Genomic DNA, 19,275 nt, shown 5'->3' with positions numbered 1-19,275 from the left:
AGAGGAAACTCAGAGCCTTCGCAGACCTCGGCCGGGTCCGTCAGGGGCGATGCTGGGAGAAGCCATGAACACCACCCGCTCCGGCCGCCCCGCCCTCACCCGCCCCGACGGCACCCCGCTGCGCGTCCTCGTCGTCGACGACGACCCCGACCTCGCGGAGGTGCTGTCCGGCGCCCTGCGCTACGAAGGCTGGCGGATCCGCACGGCCGGCGACGGCGCCGGTGCGCTCACCGCCGCCCGTGAACTGATGCCGGACGCGGTCGTCCTCGACGTGATGCTCCCCGACACCGACGGTTTTACGGTCCTGAAGTCGCTGCACGCGGTGAAACCGGACGTCTGTGTCCTCTTCCTCACCGCCCGCGACGCCGTCGAGGACCGTATCGCCGGCATCACGGCAGGCGGTGACGACTACGTCACCAAGCCCTTCAGCCTGGAGGAGGTCGTCGCCCGGCTGCGCGGCCTGCTGCGCCGCGCCGGCATGGCCCGTCAGCAGGAGGACGGCCCGCGGCTGATCGTCGGCGACCTGGTCATGGACGAGGAGGCACGCGAGGTGACCCGCGCGGGTGAGCTGATCGAACTCTCCCCGACCGAGTTCGAACTGCTGCGCTTCCTGATGCGCAACCCGCGCCGGGTCCTCAGCAAGAGCCAGATCCTCGACCGGGTGTGGTCCTACGACTTCGGCGGCCGCGCCCATGTCGTCGAGCTGTACATCTCCTATCTGCGCAAGAAGGTCGACGCGGGCCGTGCCTCGATGATCCACACGGTCCGCGGGGCCGGGTACGTGCTGAAGCCGACGGCGTCATGAGGATCCCCCTGCCGCGGCCTCCTCTGCTGCGGACCCTGCGGGCGCGGCTGACCGCCGGGCTCGTGGTGCTGCTGGCGGTGAGCTGCGCCGCCGTCGGAGTGGCCGCGGTGGTGGAGCTGAACGGCTTCCTCACCCGTCGCCTCGACGAGCAGCTGAGCGAGGTCGGCAGCCGCTTCCCGGCCAGCCTGGAGCACGGTGGCCGGCTGCCCGACGACCACGACGGCGACGAACACGGGGACACCCGGCGCCAGGCGGCCGGCACCTTCGGCGCGCGTCTGCTGAACGGCACCGTGACCAACGCCGCCGTCGTGCCCTTGTCGGGCGCCGAGACCACGGACCTGACGGTCGACCTGACCGGAGCCGACCGGCGCGCGCTCGCCTCGGTCCCGGCCGACGGGCGGCCCCGCACCCTCCACCTCTCCGGCCACGAGAGCTACCGGGTGCTGGCCACGCGAGGACTCGACTCGGACGTGCTGATCACCGGTCTTCCCCTGGAACCGGTGGAGGCGACCGTGCACCGCCTCGAACTGGTCGCCGCGATCGTCTTCGGGGCGGCCCTCGCGCTGACCGGCGTGGCGGGCGCGCTGTGGGTGCGCTGGTCCCTGCGCCCGCTGAGCCGGGTGGCGGCGACGGCCACACGGGTGAGCGAACTCCCCCTGGCGAGCGGGGTGGTGGCGCTGCCGCCGAGAGCCCCCGCGGCGGACCCGCGCAGCGAGGTGGGCCAGATGGCGGGCGCCTTCGACCGCATGCTGGGACACGTCGAGGACGCTCTCACCAAGCGGCACGCCAGCGAGGAGCGCCTGCGCACCTTCGCCGCCGACGCCAGCCACGAGCTGCGCACCCCGGTCGCCTCCGTCCGCGGTCACGCGGAACTGGCACTGCTGCACCCGGGGCCGGTGCCCGCGGAGGTGACCCGGGCCCTGGAACGGATCGCGGCGGAGTCCTCCCGGATGGGCGCGATGGTCGACGACCTCCTTCTGCTGGCCCGCCTGGACGCGGGCCGCCCCCTCGAACGCCTCCCGGTGGACCTGACCCGCCTGGTCCTGGACGCGGTGACGGACGCGAAGGCCGCCGGCCCCGGCCATCGCTGGAGCCTCGAACTCCCCGAGGAACCCGTCACGGTGACCGGCGACGAACACCGTCTTCACCAGGTGCTGGCCAACCTGCTGGCCAACGCCCGTCTGCACACGCCCGTCGGCACGAAGGTGACGGTCTCGCTCGACACGGACGGGTCCACGGCGACCCTGAAGGTCCACGACGACGGCCCCGGCGTCCCCGCCGACCTGCGCCCCGGCGTCTTCGAACGCTTCACCAGAGCGGACCGTCGCCGCAGCACGGACGCGGTGGGCGCGGGAGCGGGCCTCGGCCTGTCGATCGTGGCGGCGGTGGTGGAGGCGCACGGCGCAGACGTCATCCTGGACAGCCGTCCGGGTGCGACGACGTTCACGGTGACCCTGACGGCGGGACGGCCCGGCCCCGAGCACGGGTGACGGCGGTGGGACCCGCCACCGTCCCGATGGCGATGTGCGGTTCCCTCCCGGGATCGGCCCAGCGCAGGATCCGCCGCATCGCCCCCTCCGGCACCGACACGCAACCGGCCGTCGCCCCGCGTCCGTTGACGTGCAGGAAGATTCCCGCGCCGCGGCCCCGCACCGGTCTGTCGTAGTTGAAGCCGATGACCAGCGCGTACGCGTACTGCGTGCGGTAGGTGACCAGGTGCTCGGACTCGGCCGCGCGGCAGTCCGCGGGGCGCGGTTCGGTCCACCGGTTGTAGGCGTGGGACTTGTTGTCCTGGCACCACCAGGACTCCTGGCGCACCGGGCGGTAGGCGTACGACGTCCCGGGCGGCGCCGGCCGGATGCCGAAGGCGTAGGGGAGGCCGTACAGGCCCGTCGGTGTCGTGTTCGTGCCCTGCCGGCGTGAGGCGCCCTCGACCAGGCCCTTCGCGCCGAACCGGGCCGGCGCGGAACCGGCCGGCACCCACCGGCCGCCGCGCAGGTCCCACCAGGTGAGCGTGCCCGAGGTGGCACCGGCGCGCGGGGCCACGGCGGTGATCAGCTGGGTGCCACCGCCCGTGTCCGCCATCCGCGCGGGCAGCGGCGGGGCGCCCCCGGTGTCCGGAGCGGCACCGACCAGGCCGAGGGACGCGCAGACGAGGGCGGTGGCGACGACACGAGGGCGCATGATCAGACGCTAAGCGCGGGTGGCGGCACCGGCAGGCCGGGTGGGCCGACCGTGCGGGGTGCCGGCCCACCCGCACCGGTCGCTCAGGTCACCGGACCCAGCGGGTTGAGCTGGTCTGCCCGTCCCTCGAAGGCGTACAGCAGCAGGTCGGTCATCTCGAAGACGTCCCGGGAGTTGCGCTCCTCGACCGGGCTGAGGAACGGACGCCAGAACGGGTCGCGCACGATGGAGTGCCGGCTGCCCTCGATGGCCCGGTGGAACACCTCGGCGACGATGCGGCCGCCGACGCCGGTCAGCTTGCCGTCGCCCCGCACCTCTGCCTCCCGCAGGATGTAGAACCACAGCGGGGTGTGCTTGGCGACCGCTTGCGCGAGCCCGCCGGAGAGCTGCGCACCGCCGCCCTGCGCGAAGTCGGCCGCGGTCAGCGGTTCCACGTCGACCTTGCGGTCGATGAAGCGCTCGACCATCTGCTGTCCCGTGGCGAGCCGCAGCATCGAGGCCCGGGTGAGGTTGCGGAAGGCGAGGTTCAGCTCGGCCTCCGGAGGCCTCGGTCGGCCGCGTCCGCCGAAGGAGCCGAGCGGCAGGTCGGCGAGCGGGTCGACCAGCAGGGTGTCGATCCGCTTGGCGAGGTTGAACTGCGCCTCGGGCACGAGGAGGTCGGTCCGCTCCGGCACCGCCTCCTGGAAGGCGAACAGCCGCCGGAAGTCGGCGATCCAGTTGGTGGGCAGGCGCTCGAAGTCTCCCGACTCCGGGTCCGCCGGGTCGGCGGGAGGCGGCGACAGGGTGCCACTGGTGCCGCTGAACTGGAACAGGAGCTCGAGCGTGCCCCTGCCCCGGTCGAATATCCGGTTCCAGTTGTAGCGGCCCCGGACCATGCTGTGCCCCAGCCGGTAGGCGGCCACGGAGAACTCGATCGGCATGGTCGGCAGGTCGTGCTCGCCCGGCGAGGGCTCGAACACCCGGCGGCCGTTGCCGAACACGTCCTCGACGATCTCGGGGTCGACGATCCTGCGCAGGAAGTCGTGGCGCAGCATCCACTGGTAGTGCTTGACGACCGTCTCGCGTGCCGACTCGAAGAGGACCGCGCTCGACACGCCCTTGCCGACCAGGTCGGCCACCACCCGGTTGTGGAACCGGATGAAGGCGGCGTGGACCTGGGCGACGACCAGGTTCTCGTCGTTGCGCGGGTCCGGGATCAGGGCCCGGCGCCGCTCGGACCTCAGCGAGCCCGAGCCCTGCCGGGGCAGGTCGAACCCGGTGAGGGGCCGGCCCGCTGTGGAGGGGTCGTTCGGTACGCCCTGGGTGGTGCCGGACTTCAGCCGGAGGCCGTCGTCCTCGTAGAACCGGCGGTCGAAGCGGTGGTCGGGCCCGAGGCCGTAGAGGGAGTCGAGATCGAGGGCCGGGGAGCGGCCCTGGAGGAGCTGGCGCACCGTGATCTCGTCCTCCAGGCGCACCGCGGTGGCGTCCAGGGTGAGGTCGTGGTCCACGAACTGGCCGAGATAGGTGAACCCCGACGGGACCCCCGGCTGGTCGGGGTGGTCCCGCTCGGGGTCCGTCATGGCCTTGGCCAGCTCGATGCGGGTGTTCCGGTCGAGCTGCTGGGCCGGCCGGGAGACGGGACCCAGCCGGGAGAAGCGGAACTTGCGCAGGTCCGCCACGGTGGAGGCGGCCAGCGGTTCCACCGGACCGCCGTCCCGGGACTCGGCGAGGATGCCCTCGCCGACGACGTAGTACGAGGAGCGGACATGGCGTTTGCTCTGTGGTTCGCGTGCGGGTCGGAACATGTTTCCCCCATGTGTTCGCGCCCGCACGAGAGCGCGCGGGCGTGAGCCACGCTAGGGGACGAGACCGGCGGAAGGGGGAATTCCGTCAAATACCCCAAGAGGCCCACATGTTGACTGTCTGTACAGAAAGCATATGCGCGTCAAATCGGACTCAACGGCAACGGCAGTCCGGGCAGTCCGTCCATGCTCGTGGCGATGTGCTCCTTCTTCGCGAAGTACGCGCTGAGCGACTCGTCGTCCTCCCGCGCGAACCGCCTGGCGTGCAGCTCGCGGTCCTCGTCGTACGTCATGAAGGGCACCGCGTACCCGCAGCTGTCCCGCACGAGTTCGGCGTGCACGACGATGATCGCGCGCAGCCCGTGCGGGGTCGGGTCCAGGTCCGGGAAGCGGGCGAGGAGCTCCCCGAAGCGGGGGTCGTCGCGGAAGACCGGTTCGCCGCGGCCGTGCACCCGCACGATGTTCGGCGGTCCCTGGAAGGCGCACCACATCAGGGTGATCCGGCCGTTCTCCCGCAGGTGCGCGATGGTCTCCGCGGTGGAGCCGGCGAAGTCGAGGTAGGCCACGCTGTGTTCGTCGAGAACGGCGAACGAGCCCTTGAGGCCCTTGGGGGAGAGGTTGACCGTGCCGTCGCCGGACAGGGGGGCGGTGGCGGTGAAGAAGAGAGGCTGCTCCTCGATGAACGTGCGGAGTCTTCCGTCGATGCGCTCGTAAGTCTTTCCCATGTCTAACGATTATCCGGGAAAGCCTTTCGCTTGTCTAAGGAGATAGCGAAATACGTGGGGTGTGAACACGCCACAGCGGCCGCCCCGGCCGGCGCTACTCGGGGCGGCCGCCGTGCCTGTCACGTCACTTGTTCAACGTGCAGGCGGCCAGGGCGTCGAGACCCTGCGGCTTGGTGCCCTTACGGCCGATCGAGATGGCGATGCGGTCGATCGTGGACACCCGCTTGTCCGCCAGCGGGCCGAGGATCGCGTTCTGCACGAAGTTGGCGCCACCCTGGCCGACCGTGTTCTGGAGGCGGGTGTTGGCCTCGTCGATCTGCGTCTGGAGCAGCGCCAGGTTCCGGTCCACCTCGGCCTGCGCGGTGGCGGGGATCGCCGGGAGCTGCGAGGCGACGTCCGGGCAGGTGATCGTGCCCACGCCGGCCGCGTCGGCGCCGGTGTCCTCGCCCGTCTCCGCCGCGCCGTCGCCCGCGCCTTCGGCGGCGGTCTCCTCCGCGCCGGGGGTGACCTCGGCCTCGTCGCCCGCGGCGGCGTCGCCGCCGGCGTCCTCACCGGTGTCCGCGACGCCGCCCGCGTCGAGGGCGCACGGTGCGAGCGCGTCGAGGCCCTGCGGCTTGGTGCCCTGGCGGCCGATCGAGATGGCGATGCGGTCGATCGTGGAGACCCGCTTGCCCTCCAGCGGGCCGAGGATCGCGTTCTGCACGAAGTTCGCGCCGCCCTGGCCCACGGTGTCGACCAGCCGCTTGTTGGCCTCCGCGATCTGCGTCTGCAGCAGGGCCAGGTTGCGGTCGACCTCGGCCTGCGCGGAGGCGGGGATCGCGGGAAGCTGGGAGGCCACGTCCGGGCACGAGATGGTGCCGGGGGCGGCGAGTGTCTTGGCGTCGGTCGAGCCGCCGCTCTTGGACGACTCCCCGGCGAGGGCGGAGTTGACGACGACCGCGCCGGACAGTGCCAGAGCGGCGGCCGCGCCGATGATTACCACGCGACGCTTGTTGTACTTCGGAAGAGCCCTGGACATGCGGATGCCTCACTTGGGTCAGGAGTGGGTGTACAAACGCGGCGCCGGCGTTCAGTCGTGAGTACGGGTAAGCGGTTGCTGTCGTTCAAACTCCTTTCAAAAACTTCTCGGGATCCGGAACCGGGCAGCCATCCGGAGTCGAATTGACGAATCATGCAGAGCACTGCATACTCATGCATGACGTTGAGCGCAGTGGTGAGGAGCAACGCAAGTGAGCAGCAACAGCGGTGACGTAAGGCTCTGGGGCGGCCGTTTCGCCGACGGTCCCGCCGAGGCACTGGCGAAGCTGTCCGCCTCCGTCCACTTCGACTGGCGCCTCGCGCCCTACGACATCGCCGGTTCGCGTGCCCACGCGCGCGTGCTGCACAAGGCGGGCCTGCTCACCGAGGACGAGCTGACCCGGATGATCGAGGGCCTCGACCGGCTCGAGGCGGACGTCGCCGACGGTTCCTTCGTGGGCACCATCGCCGACGAGGACGTCCACACCGCCCTGGAGCGCGGCCTCCTGGAGCGTCTCGGCGCCGACCTGGGCGGCAAGCTGCGCGCGGGCCGCTCCCGCAACGACCAGGTCGCCACCCTCTTCCGGATGTACCTGCGCGACCACGCCCGGATCCTCGGCGGCCTGATCGCCGAACTCCAGGACGCCCTGATCGGCCTGGCGGAGGCCCACCCGGACGTGGCGATGCCCGGCCGCACCCACCTCCAGCACGCCCAGCCGGTGCTCTTCGCCCACCATGTCCTCGCCCATGTGCAGTCGCTGTCCCGGGACGCGGAACGCCTGCGTCAGTGGGACGACCGCACCGCCGTGTCGCCGTACGGCTCCGGCGCCCTGGCGGGTTCCTCCCTCGGCCTGGACCCGGAGGCGGTGGCCGAGGACCTCGGCTTCGAGCGCGGCAGCGTCGGCAACTCCATCGACGGCACGGCGTCCCGCGACTTCGTCGCCGAGTTCGCCTTCATCACCGCGATGATCGGCGTGAACCTCTCCCGGATCTCCGAGGAGATCATCATCTGGAACACGAAGGAGTTCTCCTTCGTGACGCTGCACGACGCGTTCTCCACGGGCTCGTCGATCATGCCGCAGAAGAAGAACCCCGACATCGCGGAGCTGGCGCGCGGCAAGTCGGGCCGCCTGATCGGCAACCTGACCGGTCTCCTGGCGACCCTCAAGGCCCTCCCGCTCGCCTACAACCGTGACCTCCAGGAGGACAAGGAGCCGGTCTTCGACTCCTGCGACCAGCTCGAGGTCCTTCTCCCCGCCTTCACCGGCATGATCGCCACCCTCACCGTCCACCGTGAACGCATGGAGGAGCTGGCCCCGGCCGGGTTCTCGCTCGCCACCGACATCGCCGAGTGGCTGGTCAAGCAGGGCGTGCCGTTCCGGGTCGCGCACGAGGTGGCCGGCGAGTGCGTCAAGGTCGCCGAGGCCGACGGCAAGGAGCTCGACGGCCTCACCGACGAGCAGTTCGCGAAGATCTCCGCCCATCTCACCCCCGAGGTGCGCTCCGTCCTCAACGTCCCCGGTGCCCTCGCCTCCCGCGACGGCCGCGGCGGTACGGCGCCCAGCGCGGTGGCGATCCAGCTCGCGGAGGTGAAGGCCGACGTGGCCGCTCAGCACGCGTGGGCGACGGCCAAGGGCAAGCGCTGAGGGCGGCGCCCTGAGGGGTGCGGCGAACCGCGCGGCAAGCCACGCGCCAGCCGCACCCGCCGACGAGCGGAACCCCCCGAGCTCCGAGGCGCCCCGCGTTCACCGAAGGTCACGACGGACTACGTTGGTCGGAAGCCGTACCGCAGCCGACCAACGGAGCCCGCGATGCCCTTCGCCCGACTGGCCACAGCGACGACCCCGACCTGCCACCTCGGACTGGGCCTCGCCGCAGTGGGCCGCCCCGGTTACATCAACCTCGGCCGGGAAACCGACCTGGGAGCGGACCGCAGCGTCGAATCGCTGCGCGCCCGCACCCGCGAACTCCTCGACGCCGCCTACGCCCAGGGCGTCCGCTACTTCGACGCGGCCCGCTCCTACGGCCGTTCCGAGGAGTTCCTCGCCGACTGGCTGAAGGCCAGGCCCGACGCGGACGACATCGTGGTGGGCAGCAAGTGGGGCTACACCTACACCGCCGACTGGACCACGGACGCGGAGCGGCACGAGGTCAAGGACCACGGGCTCCCGACGTACGAACGGCAGCGCGCCGAGACGGCGGAACTGCTCGGCGACCGGCTCGACCTCTACCAGATCCACTCGGTGACCCCGGACAGTCCGGCCCTCACCGACAAGGAACTCCACGCGAAGCTGGCCGAGTCCGCCGCGCAGGGCCTCACCGTCGGTTTCTCCACCAGCGGCCCCGACCAGGCCGACGCCATCCGCGCCGCCCTCGCCGTGACGGTCGACGGCGAGCCCCTCTTCCGTACCGTCCAGTCGACGTACAACGCGCTGGAGACCTCGGCAGGCCCGGCCCTCGCCGAGGCCCATGACGCCGGGCTCACGGTGATCGTGAAGGAGGGCATGGCCAACGGGCGCCTCGCCCAGCCGCACGCGCCGGACGCCCTGCAGGCCGTGGCGGCACAGACGTCGCTCGGCTGCGACGCGGTCGCCCTCGCGCTGGTCCTGCGGCAGCCCTGGGCCGGTGTCGTCCTCTCCGGCGCGGCTACCGCAGGCCAGCTCGCCTCCAACCTGCACGCGGCGGTCGTGGACCTCGACGACGATCAGGTGGACCGGCTCGCCGGGCTGGCGGAGGAGCCGCGGGCGTACTGGGAGCGGCGCGGCAGCCTGCCCTGGCACTGAGGTATCCGCCGGTCCGGCGGCATAGCAGTGAGGACCGTGAGCACCCCTGAGTGACTCACGCACGCCCAGAATGAGACATCAGTGTCTCATCTGGGTTACTCTTGTCTCATGGCTGTCGATCGTGATCAAGTGCTGCGCGGAGCCGCGGCCCTGCTGACCCGCAAGTCCACGGCGACGATGGACGAGGTGGCCAAGGCGGCCGGGATCAGCCGGGCCACACTGCACCGTCACTTCGCCGGCCGCGACGCGCTGGTACGGGCCCTGGAGGCCCTCGGCATCGCGGAGTGCGAGACCGCCCTGGACGCGGCGCGGCTGGACGAGGGCCCCGCGCCCGACGCCGTACGCCGGCTCGTCCAGGAGATCGAACCGGCCGCCGGCCTGCTCGCCTTCCTCTACACCGAGAACCAGCTGTTCGAGGGCGAGGAACTGAACCACGGCTGGACCCGGATAGACGACCGGATCTCGGACCTGTTCCGGCGCGGACAACTGAGCGGCGAGTTCCGCATCGATCTCACGCCCGCCTGGCTCACCGAGGCGCTGTTCGGCCTGCTGGCCTCCGGCGCCTGGATGGTGCAGAGCGGCAAGGGCGCCCCCAAGGACTTCCAGCACATGATCGCCGAGCTGCTGCTCGGCGGCGCGCTGCGACCACCCTCGGCACAGGGCCCGGGCACCCACAGCCCCGCACCCCGCAAACCGGAAACCCGCGGTCCGGCACCCCACAGCCCGGCACCACAGAACCCCGCACCACAGAGCTCGGCATCACAGATAGAGGAATCATGACCAGCACCCTGCGGCCGGCGACCACGACCGGGGCGGTGAAGCGTCCGGACCGTTGGCTCGCGCTCTCCGTCCTCGTGCTCGCCGTGCTGCTGGTGGCCGTCGACGCGACCGTCCTCGGCCTCGCGACCCCGTACATCAGCGAGGACCTCGAGCCCTCCGGTACCCAACTCCTCTGGATCGGCGACGTCTACTCCTTCGTCATCGCCGGCCTGCTCGTCTCGATGGGCAGCCTCGGTGACCGCATCGGCCGCAAGCGGATCCTGCTCATCGGCGCCACCGCGTTCGGGCTGATATCGGTCCTCAACGCCTACGCGACGACCCCGGAGACGATGATCGCGGCCCGGGCCCTGCTCGGCGTAGCCGGCGCGACCCTGATGCCCGCCACCCTCGCCCTGATACGCAACCTCTTCCACGACCCGCGCGAGCGCAGCCTCGCGGTCGGCATCTGGGGCGCGACCGCCTCCGCGGGTACCGCGGTCGGCCCGATCGTGGGCGGCTTCCTCCTCGAACACTTCTGGTGGGGCTCGGTCTTCCTCATCAACCTGCCCGTGATGGTCGTCCTGGTCGTCGTCGGCATCAGGACGCTTCCCGAGTCCCGCACCCCGAACCCCGGCCCGTGGGACCTGCTCAGCGTGCTGCTGTCCCTGGTCGGCATGATCGGCGTCGTCTACGCCGTCAAGGAGGCCGCCACGCACGGCCTCACCGGAGTCTCGCTCGGCACCGGCCTGCTGGGCGCCGCCGCGCTGTACGGGTTCGTCCGCCGCCAACTGACCCTGCCGGCCCCCCTGCTGGACATGCGCCTGTTCCGCAATCGCGGCTTCAGCGGCGCGGTGCTGGCCGACCTGCTGACCATCCTGGGCCTGTCCGGCCTGGTGTTCTTCCTCTCCCAGTACCTTCAGCTCGTCCAGGGCAGGCGCCCGTTCGAGGCCGGTCTGGCCGAACTGCCCGCCGCCGTCGGCGCGGTGGTGGCCGGCCTGATCGCGGGCCGGGCGGCCCGCCGCCTCTCGGTACGGGCCGTGGTCTCCGGCGGCCTCGCGGCGATCGGCCTCGCGCTGGCGGTTCTGACGACGATCGGCCGGTCCACCGGCTACCCCGTGCTGGGCGCGGCCCTGCTGCTGGTCGGCGTGGGAGCGGGTTTCTCCTTCACGGTGACCGCCGACGTCATCCTGGGCTCCGTGCCCAAGGACCAGGCGGGAGCGGCGTCCGCGGTGTCCGAGACGGCGTACGAACTCGGCGCGGCCCTCGGCATCGCCGTACTCGGCTCGATCGTGACGGGCGTGTACCGGGGCTTCGCGGCCCCGGCGGGCACGCCGGAAGGGGCGCACGAATCACTGGGCGGCGCGGTGGAGGCGTCGGGGCACATGTCGCCCGCCGCGGCCGAGGAGATGCTGTCGTCGGCCCGAGAGGCGTTCGTCGACGGCCTGACCCTGGCGTCCGGAGTGGGCGCGGCGGTCCTGCTGGCGACGGCGGTGGCGGCATGGTTCCTGCTCAGGGGCCAGCGCCTGGAGAACGAGGGCTAGAACACACCCGGACGAGACCCCCAGGGGGCGGGGAACCGCGCGAAACGACAACGGACCCGCACCCGATCCTCGGCGGCGCGGGAAGCGAGGCCCTGCCCCCAGGGGCGCGGGGAACTCCGCAAACGCAAACCCCGACGGACCCGCACTCGAATCGGCCAACCGCCGGAGGCGCTACGCCGCCTTCGCCTTCGTGGCGTACATGTCCACGTACTCCTGCCCCGACAGCCGCATGACCTCGGTCATCACCGAGTCCGTCACGGCCCGCAGCACATACCGGTCCCGGTCCATCCCGTCGTACCGGGAGAACTCCATCGCCTCGCCGAACCGGACGGTGACCCGTCCCGGCCGGGGCATCCCGGCCCCGCCCGGCTGCAGCTTGTCCGTGCCGATCATCGCGAAGGGAACGACCGGCGCCCCGGTCATCAGCGTCAGACGGGCGATACCGGTCCGCCCCCGGTACAGCCGGCCGTCGGGCGACCGGGTGCCCTCGGGGTAGATGCCGAAGACCTTCCCCTCCTCCAGCACCCGCCGCCCGGTCATCAGCGCCGCCACACCGCCGCGGCCGCCGTCGCGGTCCACCGGGATCATGCCGACCCCGGTGAAGAACCAGGCCATGAGGCGGCCCTTGAGGCTCTTGCCGGTGACGTACTCGTCCTTGCCGATGAAGAAGACCTGCCGGTCGCACACGAGCGGCAGGATCATCGAGTCGATGAACGTGAGGTGATTGCCTGCCAGGATGACGGGGCCGTCGCCAGGGATGTGCTCCGCGCCCTCGACCCGGGGGCGGAACATCAGGCGCATGACCGGTCCGAGTACTGCCTTGATGAGCACGAAGCGGGACAACGAGCCCTCCGATGTCAAGGGAAAACGGTATGAGTCTGTGCAGGTGAGGACGATACTCGCGGCGCCGGGGGTGACGCACATCGGGTCACCCAGGTCTTACGCACTGTTGACGTACGTTTACCTGGACGGCGGCATCGTCGCCTTCTTGTCATCTGCCCGGAACGCGGTGAACTACCGCCAGGAACCAGCCGTACGGCCGTACGGCACATGCCATCCCCCGTCACCCGCGTGTTAGGACCGAGGTCTCCCGACGGTCATGTCCACGCCCCTACGATCGGGCCGCACGGACGAGCCGACGGCAGGAGGCCCCTCATGGGAACGCAGGGCACGCAGGAGTCGAACCAACAGGCGGGCGCGGGCGGAACCGGACGGCGGGCGCTTCTCGGCGCCGCCGTGCTCGGTGCCACCGGAACGGTCCTCGGCCTGTCGGGCACGGCGAGAGCCGCCGACTCGTCCCGCTCCGGCACGGGCCTGAAGAGCCTGCCCGTGCCGACGATCATCGGTCATCGCGGCGCCAGCGGATACCGGCCGGAGCACACCTTCGGCTCGTACCAGCTCGCCCTCGACCTGGGTGCCGACATCGTCGAGGCGGGAGACCTCGTCCCCACCAGGGACGGCCACCTGGTGTGCCGTCACGAGCCGGAGATCGGCGGGACCACGGACGTCGCCGACCATCCGGAGTTCGCCGGCCGCAAGACCACGAAGGTCCTCGACGGCGTCTCCACGACCGGCTGGTTCACCGAGGACTTCACCCTCGCCGAGCTGAAGACCCTGCGCGCCGTGGAGCGCATCCCGGCCAACCGCCCGCACAACACGCTCTACAACGGCCGCTGGGAGATCCCCACCTTCGAGGAAGTCCTGAGGTGGCAGGACGAGCAGACCCGCAAGCGCGGCAGGCAGGTCTGGATCTACCCCGAGACCAAGCACCCCACCTACTTCCGCAAGCTGGGCCTGGGTCTGGAGGAGCGGGTCGCCAAGCTGCTGCACAAGTACGGCAAGGACAGGAAGAACTCGCCGGTCATCGTGCAGTCCTTCGAGCCGAGCAGCATCCAGCGCCTGAACAAGCTGGTCGACAACCCCCTCGTGGTGCTGCTGTCCGGCGCGACCTCGCGCCCCTGGGACTTCGTCGAGGCGGGCGACCCGCGCACGGTCGCCGACCTGGTCACCCGGGCGGGCCTGCGGGAGATCGCGGGCTACGCCCAGGGCATCGGACCGACCCTCGACCTGGTGATCCCGAAGGACGCCGCCGGCAACCTCACCACCCCGACCACGCTGGTGAAGGACGCCCACGCGGTCGGCCTGGTGCTGCACCCGTACACCATGCGCAACGAGAACCCCTTCCTGCCGACCAGCTTCCGCAAGGGCACGGACGCGGACGCCTACGGCGACTCCTTCGGCGCGTTCCGTACCTACTTCGCGACCGGTATCGACGGTGTCTTCACCGACAACCCGGACACCGGACTGCTGGCCCGCGCGGACTTCGTCAACGGCTGAGTCCCCGTTGGAGTGACAGTCGGCCGCCCGGGCAACCAGCCGCCCGGGCGGCCGCATCGTGTGGCATATGACGCACGACCTGCTCACCACCCTGCACCCGCTGCTCACCGCGGAGGCCTCCGCCGAGGCCCATGCCACCGGGACCGAACCCGGCGACCTGGAACAGGCGGTCTGGCTCCGCCTGCTGGAGCACCTCGCCACCGACGGCCCGCCCCCCGACCCCCACGGCTGGCTGCGCAGGGCCGTCCGCGCCGAGGTCCGCCGCGCCCGCCGTACGACCCGCCGCGAGCAGCCGTACGACAGCGACCCCGCCGACGACACAGAGCACGGCCCCGAGCAGCTCGCGCTCACCGCCGCCCGGCACCGCGCCCTGCGCGAGGCCGTGCACCGGCTGCCCGGCCGATGCTCCCGCCTCCTCCAGGCACTTCTGTCGCCCCGGGACCTCACCTACCGAGAGATCGCGGGGGAGTTGGGTATCTCACAGGGCAGTCTCGGACCGGAACGTTCCAGATGTCTGGGATGTCTGCGGCGTTTGCTGACGCCGGAGGTTGCGGCCCGCGAAGTGCGGGGATAGGAGTGAAGGACCACAGGCGATCAGGTGAGCGAGGGGCGTGCGCACATGGGCATGAGCGTGACCATCTCGGTGGCGACCGAGCAGGATGCCGAACAGATCTTCAGACTGCAGTACCTGTGCTTCCAGAGTGAAGCGGCGCTGTACGCCAACTACCGCATCGCCCCGCTCGTCCAGAGCCTCGACTCGGTCCGGCAGGAACTCGCCGCCGACTGCGTCTTCGTGGCCCGCCTGGGCGACGAGGTGGTCGGCTCCGTACGAGGCAGTCTCACCGAGGACGGCGCCGCCGCCATCGGCAAGCTCTGCGTCCACCCGCGCCTCCAGGGCCACGGCATCGGCGCGCGGCTCCTTCGCGCGGCCGAGGCGGCGCTGGCCGAGGAGCGCGGCGCCAAGAAGTTCCGCCTCTTCACCGGCCACCGCAGCGAGGGCAACCTGCGCCTCTACCGCCGGGTCGGCTACGAGACGGTCGGCACCTCGCAGGGCACGGACGGCGTACCGATGATCGTCCTGGAGAAGCAGGCGGGGGAGTACGCGGCTACCGCGTAGCGGTCGTGACCGTCCGGGACTTCCGCAGCCAGTACAGGGCGGACAGCGGCAGCAGCACGGGGATGAACACATACCCCATCCCGTACTTCGACCACACGGTCGAGTCCGGGAAGGCCGACGGCTCGACCAGGGTCCAGGTGCCGACGATCAGCACCCCCGCCAGCTCGGCGGCGCAGCACACCTGCGCCGCCCTGCGGGCGGTCTCGCCGCCCCGCACCAGCGAGTACGTGATGAACCCGTACACCACGCCCGCCACCGCCGAGAGCGCGTAGGCCAGCGGCGCCCGGTCGAACTCGGTCGCGATCTGGTACGCCGACCGCGACACCGCCCCGACCACCATCACGCCGTAGAACCACACCAGCAGGATCCCGGGCCCGCTGATGAGCCGCTTCGGCTCGTCGTCCACCGCCGCCATCTCAGCCTCCCCAGATGTCAAAGAGCCGCACCTCGAGCACGGCGAGCACGACACCGCCCGCGGCGGCCGTCACCGAGCCCCAGCGGGTCCGCTCGGACAGCGACATGAACCCCGCCGCCGGAACGCACGCGAACGCCCCCAGCAGATACGCCACGAAGATCGTCGTACCCTGCTCCGGCTTCTCGCCCCGCGCCAGCTGGACGGTCCCGACCACCAGCTGGATCACGGCCAGCAGGGAGACCACGGCCATCCCGATGAAATGCCAGTCCTTCGTCGGCTGGTCACGGTAGGCGGCCCAGCCGCACCAGGCGGCGAGCAGCAACGCGGCGACGCCGGTCACCAGCGTCAGGGCATCAAGCATGCTGTGACCTTATTACGGCGTATCAGGCGCCCCGCGATCGGCCCCTTGCCCCGGCGCCGAGTCCGGACGGCCGTGCCCGGCACCGGCTGCCCCGCCGTCCGCGGACCGTGGCGTTGGCCACAGCCCAGCGCGGTCACGGGCTCGACGCCGACCACCGGACGAAGGCTGGTCCGCCTCGTCGGCGCTGGTCACGGACGGGGCAGCCGAGAAATCCGGACGTGGCCGACGCGGACCGTTACACCGTCCACGGCTGTCCGGCATGCGGACGGCGGGGTCTCGGTCAGGACCGTACGTCTGCTTTACTGATGCTCATGACCACGACGAGCAGCCGCACCCTTGCGACCGAGGCGACCATGACGCCCGGTGCTCGTTGTATGTGTCGAATGTGCGCCTTCTAGAGGGCCCCCGCACCACCTCCGAGCTCGCGCCCCGAAGCGAGACGCCGTGGCATGTCCGTGCGCCGCAAGTCCGCCGTACATGACGTAGCCGCGCCCCGCGCACATGTTTCTCCCCGGTTCCCCGCCACAGCGAGAGCCGTGTCGCGTCCCTGACAGCCTGCACCCGTGCGCCCGGGCACACCCACGCCCGCGCACTCGACAGTGACGGAAATCCACGTGATCACCACCACGGGTCTGACCAAGGTCTACCGCTCGCGCGGCCGTGAGGTCACCGCCCTCGACGGCGTCGACCTCCACGTCCGCGAAGGCGAGGTGTACGGCGTCATCGGCCAGTCCGGCGCCGGCAAGTCCTCGCTCATCCGCTGCATCAACCTCCTGGAACGTCCCACCGCCGGCACGGTCACCGTCGCCGGACAGGACCTCACCGCGCTCGCCGGGCGCGGCCCCCGGGCCGGCAAGGAGCTGCGGCAGGCGCGCAGCCGGATCGGCATGGTCTTCCAGCACTTCAACCTGCTGTCCTCACGGACCGTGCAGGACAACGTCGAACTGCCCCTGGAGATCCTCGGCGTCTCGGGACAGGAACGTTCCCGCAAGGCGCTGGAGCTGCTCGACCTGGTCGGTCTCGCCGACAAGGCGAAGTCCTTCCCGGCCCAGCTCTCCGGCGGTCAGAAGCAGCGCGTCGGCATCGCCCGCGCCCTCGCCGGCGACCCCAAGGTGCTGCTCTCCGACGAGGCCACCAGCGCGCTCGACCCGGAGACCACCCGCTCCATCCTCCAGCTGCTGCGCGACCTGAACCGGCAGCTGGGCCTGACCGTCCTGCTCATCACGCACGAGATGGACGTGGTGAAGTCGATCTGCGACTCCGCCGCGCTGATGGAGAACGGCCGCGTCGTCGAGTCCGGCACGGTCGGCGAGCTGCTCGCGACCCCCGGCTCCGAGCTGGCCGGCGCGCTCTTCCCGGTCGGCGGCGACGCCACCGGCGAGGACCGCACCGTCGTCGACGTCACCTTCCACGGCGAGGCCGCCACCCGGCCCGTCATCTCCCGGCTGTCGCGCACCTACAACATCGACATCTCGATCCTCGGCGCCGCGATCGACACCGTCGGCGGGCTCCAGGTCGGCCGCATGCGCATCGAACTGCCCGGCCGCTACGAGGACAACGTGGTGCCGATCGGTTTCCTGCGCGAACAGGGCCTGCAGATCGACATCGTCGACAACACAGCCGACACGGCGAACGCGGCCCAGGAGTCCGTGCTGCTGAAGGAAGGTGCCAAGTGACCTGGTCCGAGATGCAGCCGCTGCTGTCCCAGGCGTGTTGGGACACGTTCTACATGGTCGGCTGGTCGACCGTGATCGCCATCGTCGGCGGCCTGCCGCTCGGCGTCCTGCTGGTCCTCACCGACCGGGGCGGTCTGTTGCAGAACCTGGCCGCCAACAAGGTGATCGGGCAGGTCGTGAACATCGCCCGCTCGCTGCCGTTCATCATCCTGATGGTCGCGCTGATGAACTTCACCCGCACGATCACCGGGACGACCATCGGCCGCGAGGCCGCGATCGTGCCGCTCGCCATCGGGGCCATCCCGTTCTTCGCCCGCCTGGTCGAGACGGCCGTCCGCGAAGTGGACGGCGGACTCGTCGAGGCCGTGCAGGCGATGGGCGGCAACACCTGGACGATCGTGCGCAAGGTCCTCGTGCCGGAGTCCCTGCCCTCGCTTATCGCGAGCACCACGACCACGATCGTCGCCCTGATCGGCTACTCCGCCATGGCCGGCACGGTCGGCGCCGGCGGCCTCGGCGACATCGCCATCCGCTACGGCTACCAGCGCTTCGAGACCGAGCTGATGTGGATCACGGTGGCGATCCTCGCCGTCGTCATCTCGCTCATCCAGTTCGCCGGCGACTACGCGGCCCGCTCCCTGCACCGCCGCGGCGGCAGCTCGGGCCCCGCGCCGAGGCTCCGCCTGCTGAAGGCCAAGGAGCCGGCCGCCGCGGACATCAGCAAGGTCGCCTGAGCCCGTTCAGGGCCGCTCCCACAGATCCCCCGCACACCCCACGCGGGTCGCTACACCCTCAGGAAAGGCACTTTTCGTGCGTAACACCGCCAAGTTCACCACCGCAGCCCTCGCCGTCGGCGCCCTCACCCTGGGGCTCACCGCCTGCGGCTCGGACAAGGACGCCGCCTCCGACACCAGCGGCCCGCTGGTCGTCGCCGCGAGCCCGACGCCGCACGCCGAGATCCTCGACTTCGTCAAGGACAACCTGGCGAAGAAGGCGGGACTCGACCTGGAGGTCAAGGAGTTCACCGACTACGTCACGCCGAACACGGCGACGGAGGACGGCTCGGTCGACGCCAACTACTTCCAGAACCAGCCGTACCTCGACGACTTCAACAAGAAGAACGGCACCCACATCGTGCCCGTCGTCACGGTCCACCTGGAGCCGCTCGGCCTCTACTCCCACAAGGTCAAGAGCGCCGACGCCCTGAAGAGCGGCGCGACGATCGCGGTGCCCAACGACAGCGTCAACGAGGCCCGCGCCCTGAAGCTGCTCGCCGCGAACAAGCTCATCACCCTCAAGGCCGGTGTGGGCAACGAGGCGACCCCCGCGGACATCACCGAGAACCCGAAGAAGCTCAAGTTCAAGGAGCTGGAGGCGGCCCAGACCCCGCGCTCCCTGGACGACGTGGACGCCGCCGTGGTCAACGGCAACTACGCCATCGAGGCCGACCTGAAGCCCGCGTCGGACGCCCTCGTCCTGGAGTCCGCCACGGACAACCCGTACGGCAACTTCCTCGCCGTCAAGGACGGCAACGAGGGCGACCCGCGGGTGAAGAAGCTCGCCAAGCTGCTCACCTCCGCCGAGGTCAAGAAGTTCATCGAGGACAAGTACGCGGGCTCCGTCATCGCCTCGTTCTGATCCCCTCGACCGGCCGGGGCACCGGCCGCCGCGCCCGGGGTCCACTCCTTCATCCGGTGTGGACCCCGTGGTGTGGTTCCGGGGCCACATGCTGCATGCTGGGCAGTTCAGCGGACCCTGACGGGTCGGCAGATCA

The 19,275-nt window shown here is 70.9% G+C and carries 18 protein-coding genes and 1 pseudogene; 12 read left to right on the top strand and 7 right to left on the bottom strand.

All coding sequences use genetic code 11. The features are described from left to right. The first annotated feature begins 64 nt into the window (after nt 1-64). Nucleotides 65-805 (top strand): response regulator transcription factor, encoded by a 741-nt coding sequence (locus tag ACFVYS_RS18010; RefSeq protein ID WP_389503051.1) that lies wholly within the window; start codon nt 65-67, stop codon nt 803-805. After that, a complete protein-coding gene (locus tag ACFVYS_RS18005; protein ID WP_389503049.1) occupies nt 802-2,295 on the top strand; it encodes a sensor histidine kinase in 1,494 nt (497 codons plus the stop codon). The genes ACFVYS_RS18010 and ACFVYS_RS18005 overlap by 4 nt, the downstream gene beginning before the upstream one ends. Here the strand turns inward: ACFVYS_RS18005 and ACFVYS_RS18000 are convergent. The 4 genes from ACFVYS_RS18000 to ACFVYS_RS17985 form a co-directional block, all read right to left on the bottom strand. Beyond that, nucleotides 2,249-2,989, bottom strand: a complete 741-nt coding sequence (locus ACFVYS_RS18000; protein WP_389503047.1) for a L,D-transpeptidase — start codon at nt 2,987-2,989, stop codon at nt 2,249-2,251. The genes ACFVYS_RS18005 and ACFVYS_RS18000 overlap by 47 nt on opposite strands. An 83-nt stretch (nt 2,990-3,072) precedes the next feature. Continuing rightward, nucleotides 3,073-4,773: a heme peroxidase family protein gene (locus tag ACFVYS_RS17995; RefSeq protein ID WP_389503045.1), complete on the bottom strand. Its 1,701-nt coding sequence runs from the start codon at nt 4,771-4,773 to the stop codon at nt 3,073-3,075. Between the two features lie 140 nt (nt 4,774-4,913). Next, the gene (locus ACFVYS_RS17990; RefSeq protein ID WP_389503043.1) at nt 4,914-5,495 is read right to left on the bottom strand and encodes a pyridoxamine 5'-phosphate oxidase family protein; all 582 of its coding nucleotides are present in this window, start codon (nt 5,493-5,495) and stop codon (nt 4,914-4,916) included. Between the two features lie 124 nt (nt 5,496-5,619). Then, nucleotides 5,620-6,513 carry a hypothetical protein gene (locus ACFVYS_RS17985; RefSeq protein WP_389503041.1) on the bottom strand — a complete coding sequence of 298 codons (894 nt, stop codon included), beginning with the start codon at nt 6,511-6,513 and terminating at the stop codon, nt 5,620-5,622. A gap of 211 nt (nt 6,514-6,724) precedes the next feature. Between ACFVYS_RS17985 and argH the strand changes: the two genes are divergently transcribed. From argH to ACFVYS_RS17965, 4 genes and pseudogenes are all read left to right on the top strand, one after another. After that, nucleotides 6,725-8,158 carry an argininosuccinate lyase gene (argH, locus tag ACFVYS_RS17980; RefSeq protein ID WP_389503039.1) on the top strand — a complete coding sequence of 478 codons (1,434 nt, stop codon included), beginning with the start codon at nt 6,725-6,727 and terminating at the stop codon, nt 8,156-8,158. A 165-nt stretch (nt 8,159-8,323) separates the two neighbouring features. Further along, a complete protein-coding gene (locus ACFVYS_RS17975; protein ID WP_389503037.1) occupies nt 8,324-9,295 on the top strand; it encodes an aldo/keto reductase in 972 nt (323 codons plus the stop codon). Between the two features lie 108 nt (nt 9,296-9,403). Beyond that, nucleotides 9,404-9,943 (top strand): annotated as a pseudogene (locus ACFVYS_RS17970) (TetR/AcrR family transcriptional regulator); the annotation flags it as partial. Between the two features lie 128 nt (nt 9,944-10,071). Further along, nucleotides 10,072-11,595 (top strand): MFS transporter, encoded by a 1,524-nt coding sequence (locus ACFVYS_RS17965; protein ID WP_389503035.1) that lies wholly within the window; start codon nt 10,072-10,074, stop codon nt 11,593-11,595. 171 nt (nt 11,596-11,766) lie between these two features. On the opposite strand, the gene ACFVYS_RS17960 is transcribed toward ACFVYS_RS17965, so the two are convergent. Next, entirely contained in the window at nt 11,767-12,438 is a 672-nt protein-coding gene (locus ACFVYS_RS17960) for a 1-acyl-sn-glycerol-3-phosphate acyltransferase (protein ID WP_054239454.1), read from the bottom strand. Nucleotides 12,439-12,750: 312 nt separating this feature from the next. On the opposite strand from ACFVYS_RS17960, the gene ACFVYS_RS17955 reads away from it, so the two are divergent. From ACFVYS_RS17955 to ACFVYS_RS17945, 3 genes are all read left to right on the top strand, one after another. Continuing rightward, nucleotides 12,751-13,932: a glycerophosphodiester phosphodiesterase gene (locus ACFVYS_RS17955; RefSeq protein ID WP_389503034.1), complete on the top strand. Its 1,182-nt coding sequence runs from the start codon at nt 12,751-12,753 to the stop codon at nt 13,930-13,932. 67 nt (nt 13,933-13,999) lie between these two features. Then, entirely contained in the window at nt 14,000-14,506 is a 507-nt protein-coding gene (locus ACFVYS_RS17950; RefSeq protein WP_389503032.1) for a sigma-70 family RNA polymerase sigma factor, read from the top strand. A gap of 45 nt (nt 14,507-14,551) precedes the next feature. Further along, nucleotides 14,552-15,049 (top strand): GNAT family N-acetyltransferase, encoded by a 498-nt coding sequence (locus ACFVYS_RS17945; protein WP_307167523.1) that lies wholly within the window; start codon nt 14,552-14,554, stop codon nt 15,047-15,049. Here the strand turns inward: ACFVYS_RS17945 and ACFVYS_RS17940 are convergent. Together ACFVYS_RS17940 and ACFVYS_RS17935 are read right to left on the bottom strand one after the other, a co-directional pair. Continuing rightward, nucleotides 15,039-15,464, bottom strand: a complete 426-nt coding sequence (locus ACFVYS_RS17940; RefSeq protein WP_389503030.1) for a hypothetical protein — start codon at nt 15,462-15,464, stop codon at nt 15,039-15,041. The genes ACFVYS_RS17945 and ACFVYS_RS17940 overlap by 11 nt on opposite strands. A gap of 1 nt (nt 15,465) precedes the next feature. Beyond that, nucleotides 15,466-15,825: a hypothetical protein gene (locus ACFVYS_RS17935; RefSeq protein ID WP_389503028.1), complete on the bottom strand. Its 360-nt coding sequence runs from the start codon at nt 15,823-15,825 to the stop codon at nt 15,466-15,468. A gap of 614 nt (nt 15,826-16,439) precedes the next feature. On the opposite strand from ACFVYS_RS17935, the gene ACFVYS_RS17930 reads away from it, so the two are divergent. From ACFVYS_RS17930 to ACFVYS_RS17920, 3 genes are all read left to right on the top strand, one after another. Next, complete coding sequence (locus tag ACFVYS_RS17930) at nt 16,440-17,501, top strand: methionine ABC transporter ATP-binding protein (RefSeq protein WP_389503026.1); 1,062 nt, start codon at nt 16,440-16,442, stop codon at nt 17,499-17,501. Next, nucleotides 17,498-18,235, top strand: coding sequence for a methionine ABC transporter permease (locus ACFVYS_RS17925; protein ID WP_389503024.1), 738 nt, complete (start codon nt 17,498-17,500; stop codon nt 18,233-18,235). Before ACFVYS_RS17930 ends, ACFVYS_RS17925 begins: the two co-directional genes overlap by 4 nt. Before the next feature lie 76 nt (nt 18,236-18,311). Then, entirely contained in the window at nt 18,312-19,139 is an 828-nt protein-coding gene (locus tag ACFVYS_RS17920) for a MetQ/NlpA family ABC transporter substrate-binding protein (RefSeq protein ID WP_389503022.1), read from the top strand. Nucleotides 19,140-19,275 lie beyond the last annotated feature (136 nt).

The sequence above is a fragment of the Streptomyces sp. NPDC058295 genome (genome assembly GCF_042880655.1).
Lineage (GTDB): Bacteria > Actinomycetota > Actinomycetes > Streptomycetales > Streptomycetaceae > Streptomyces > Streptomyces coriariae.
This window is presented reverse-complemented; position numbering and strand designations above follow the sequence as displayed.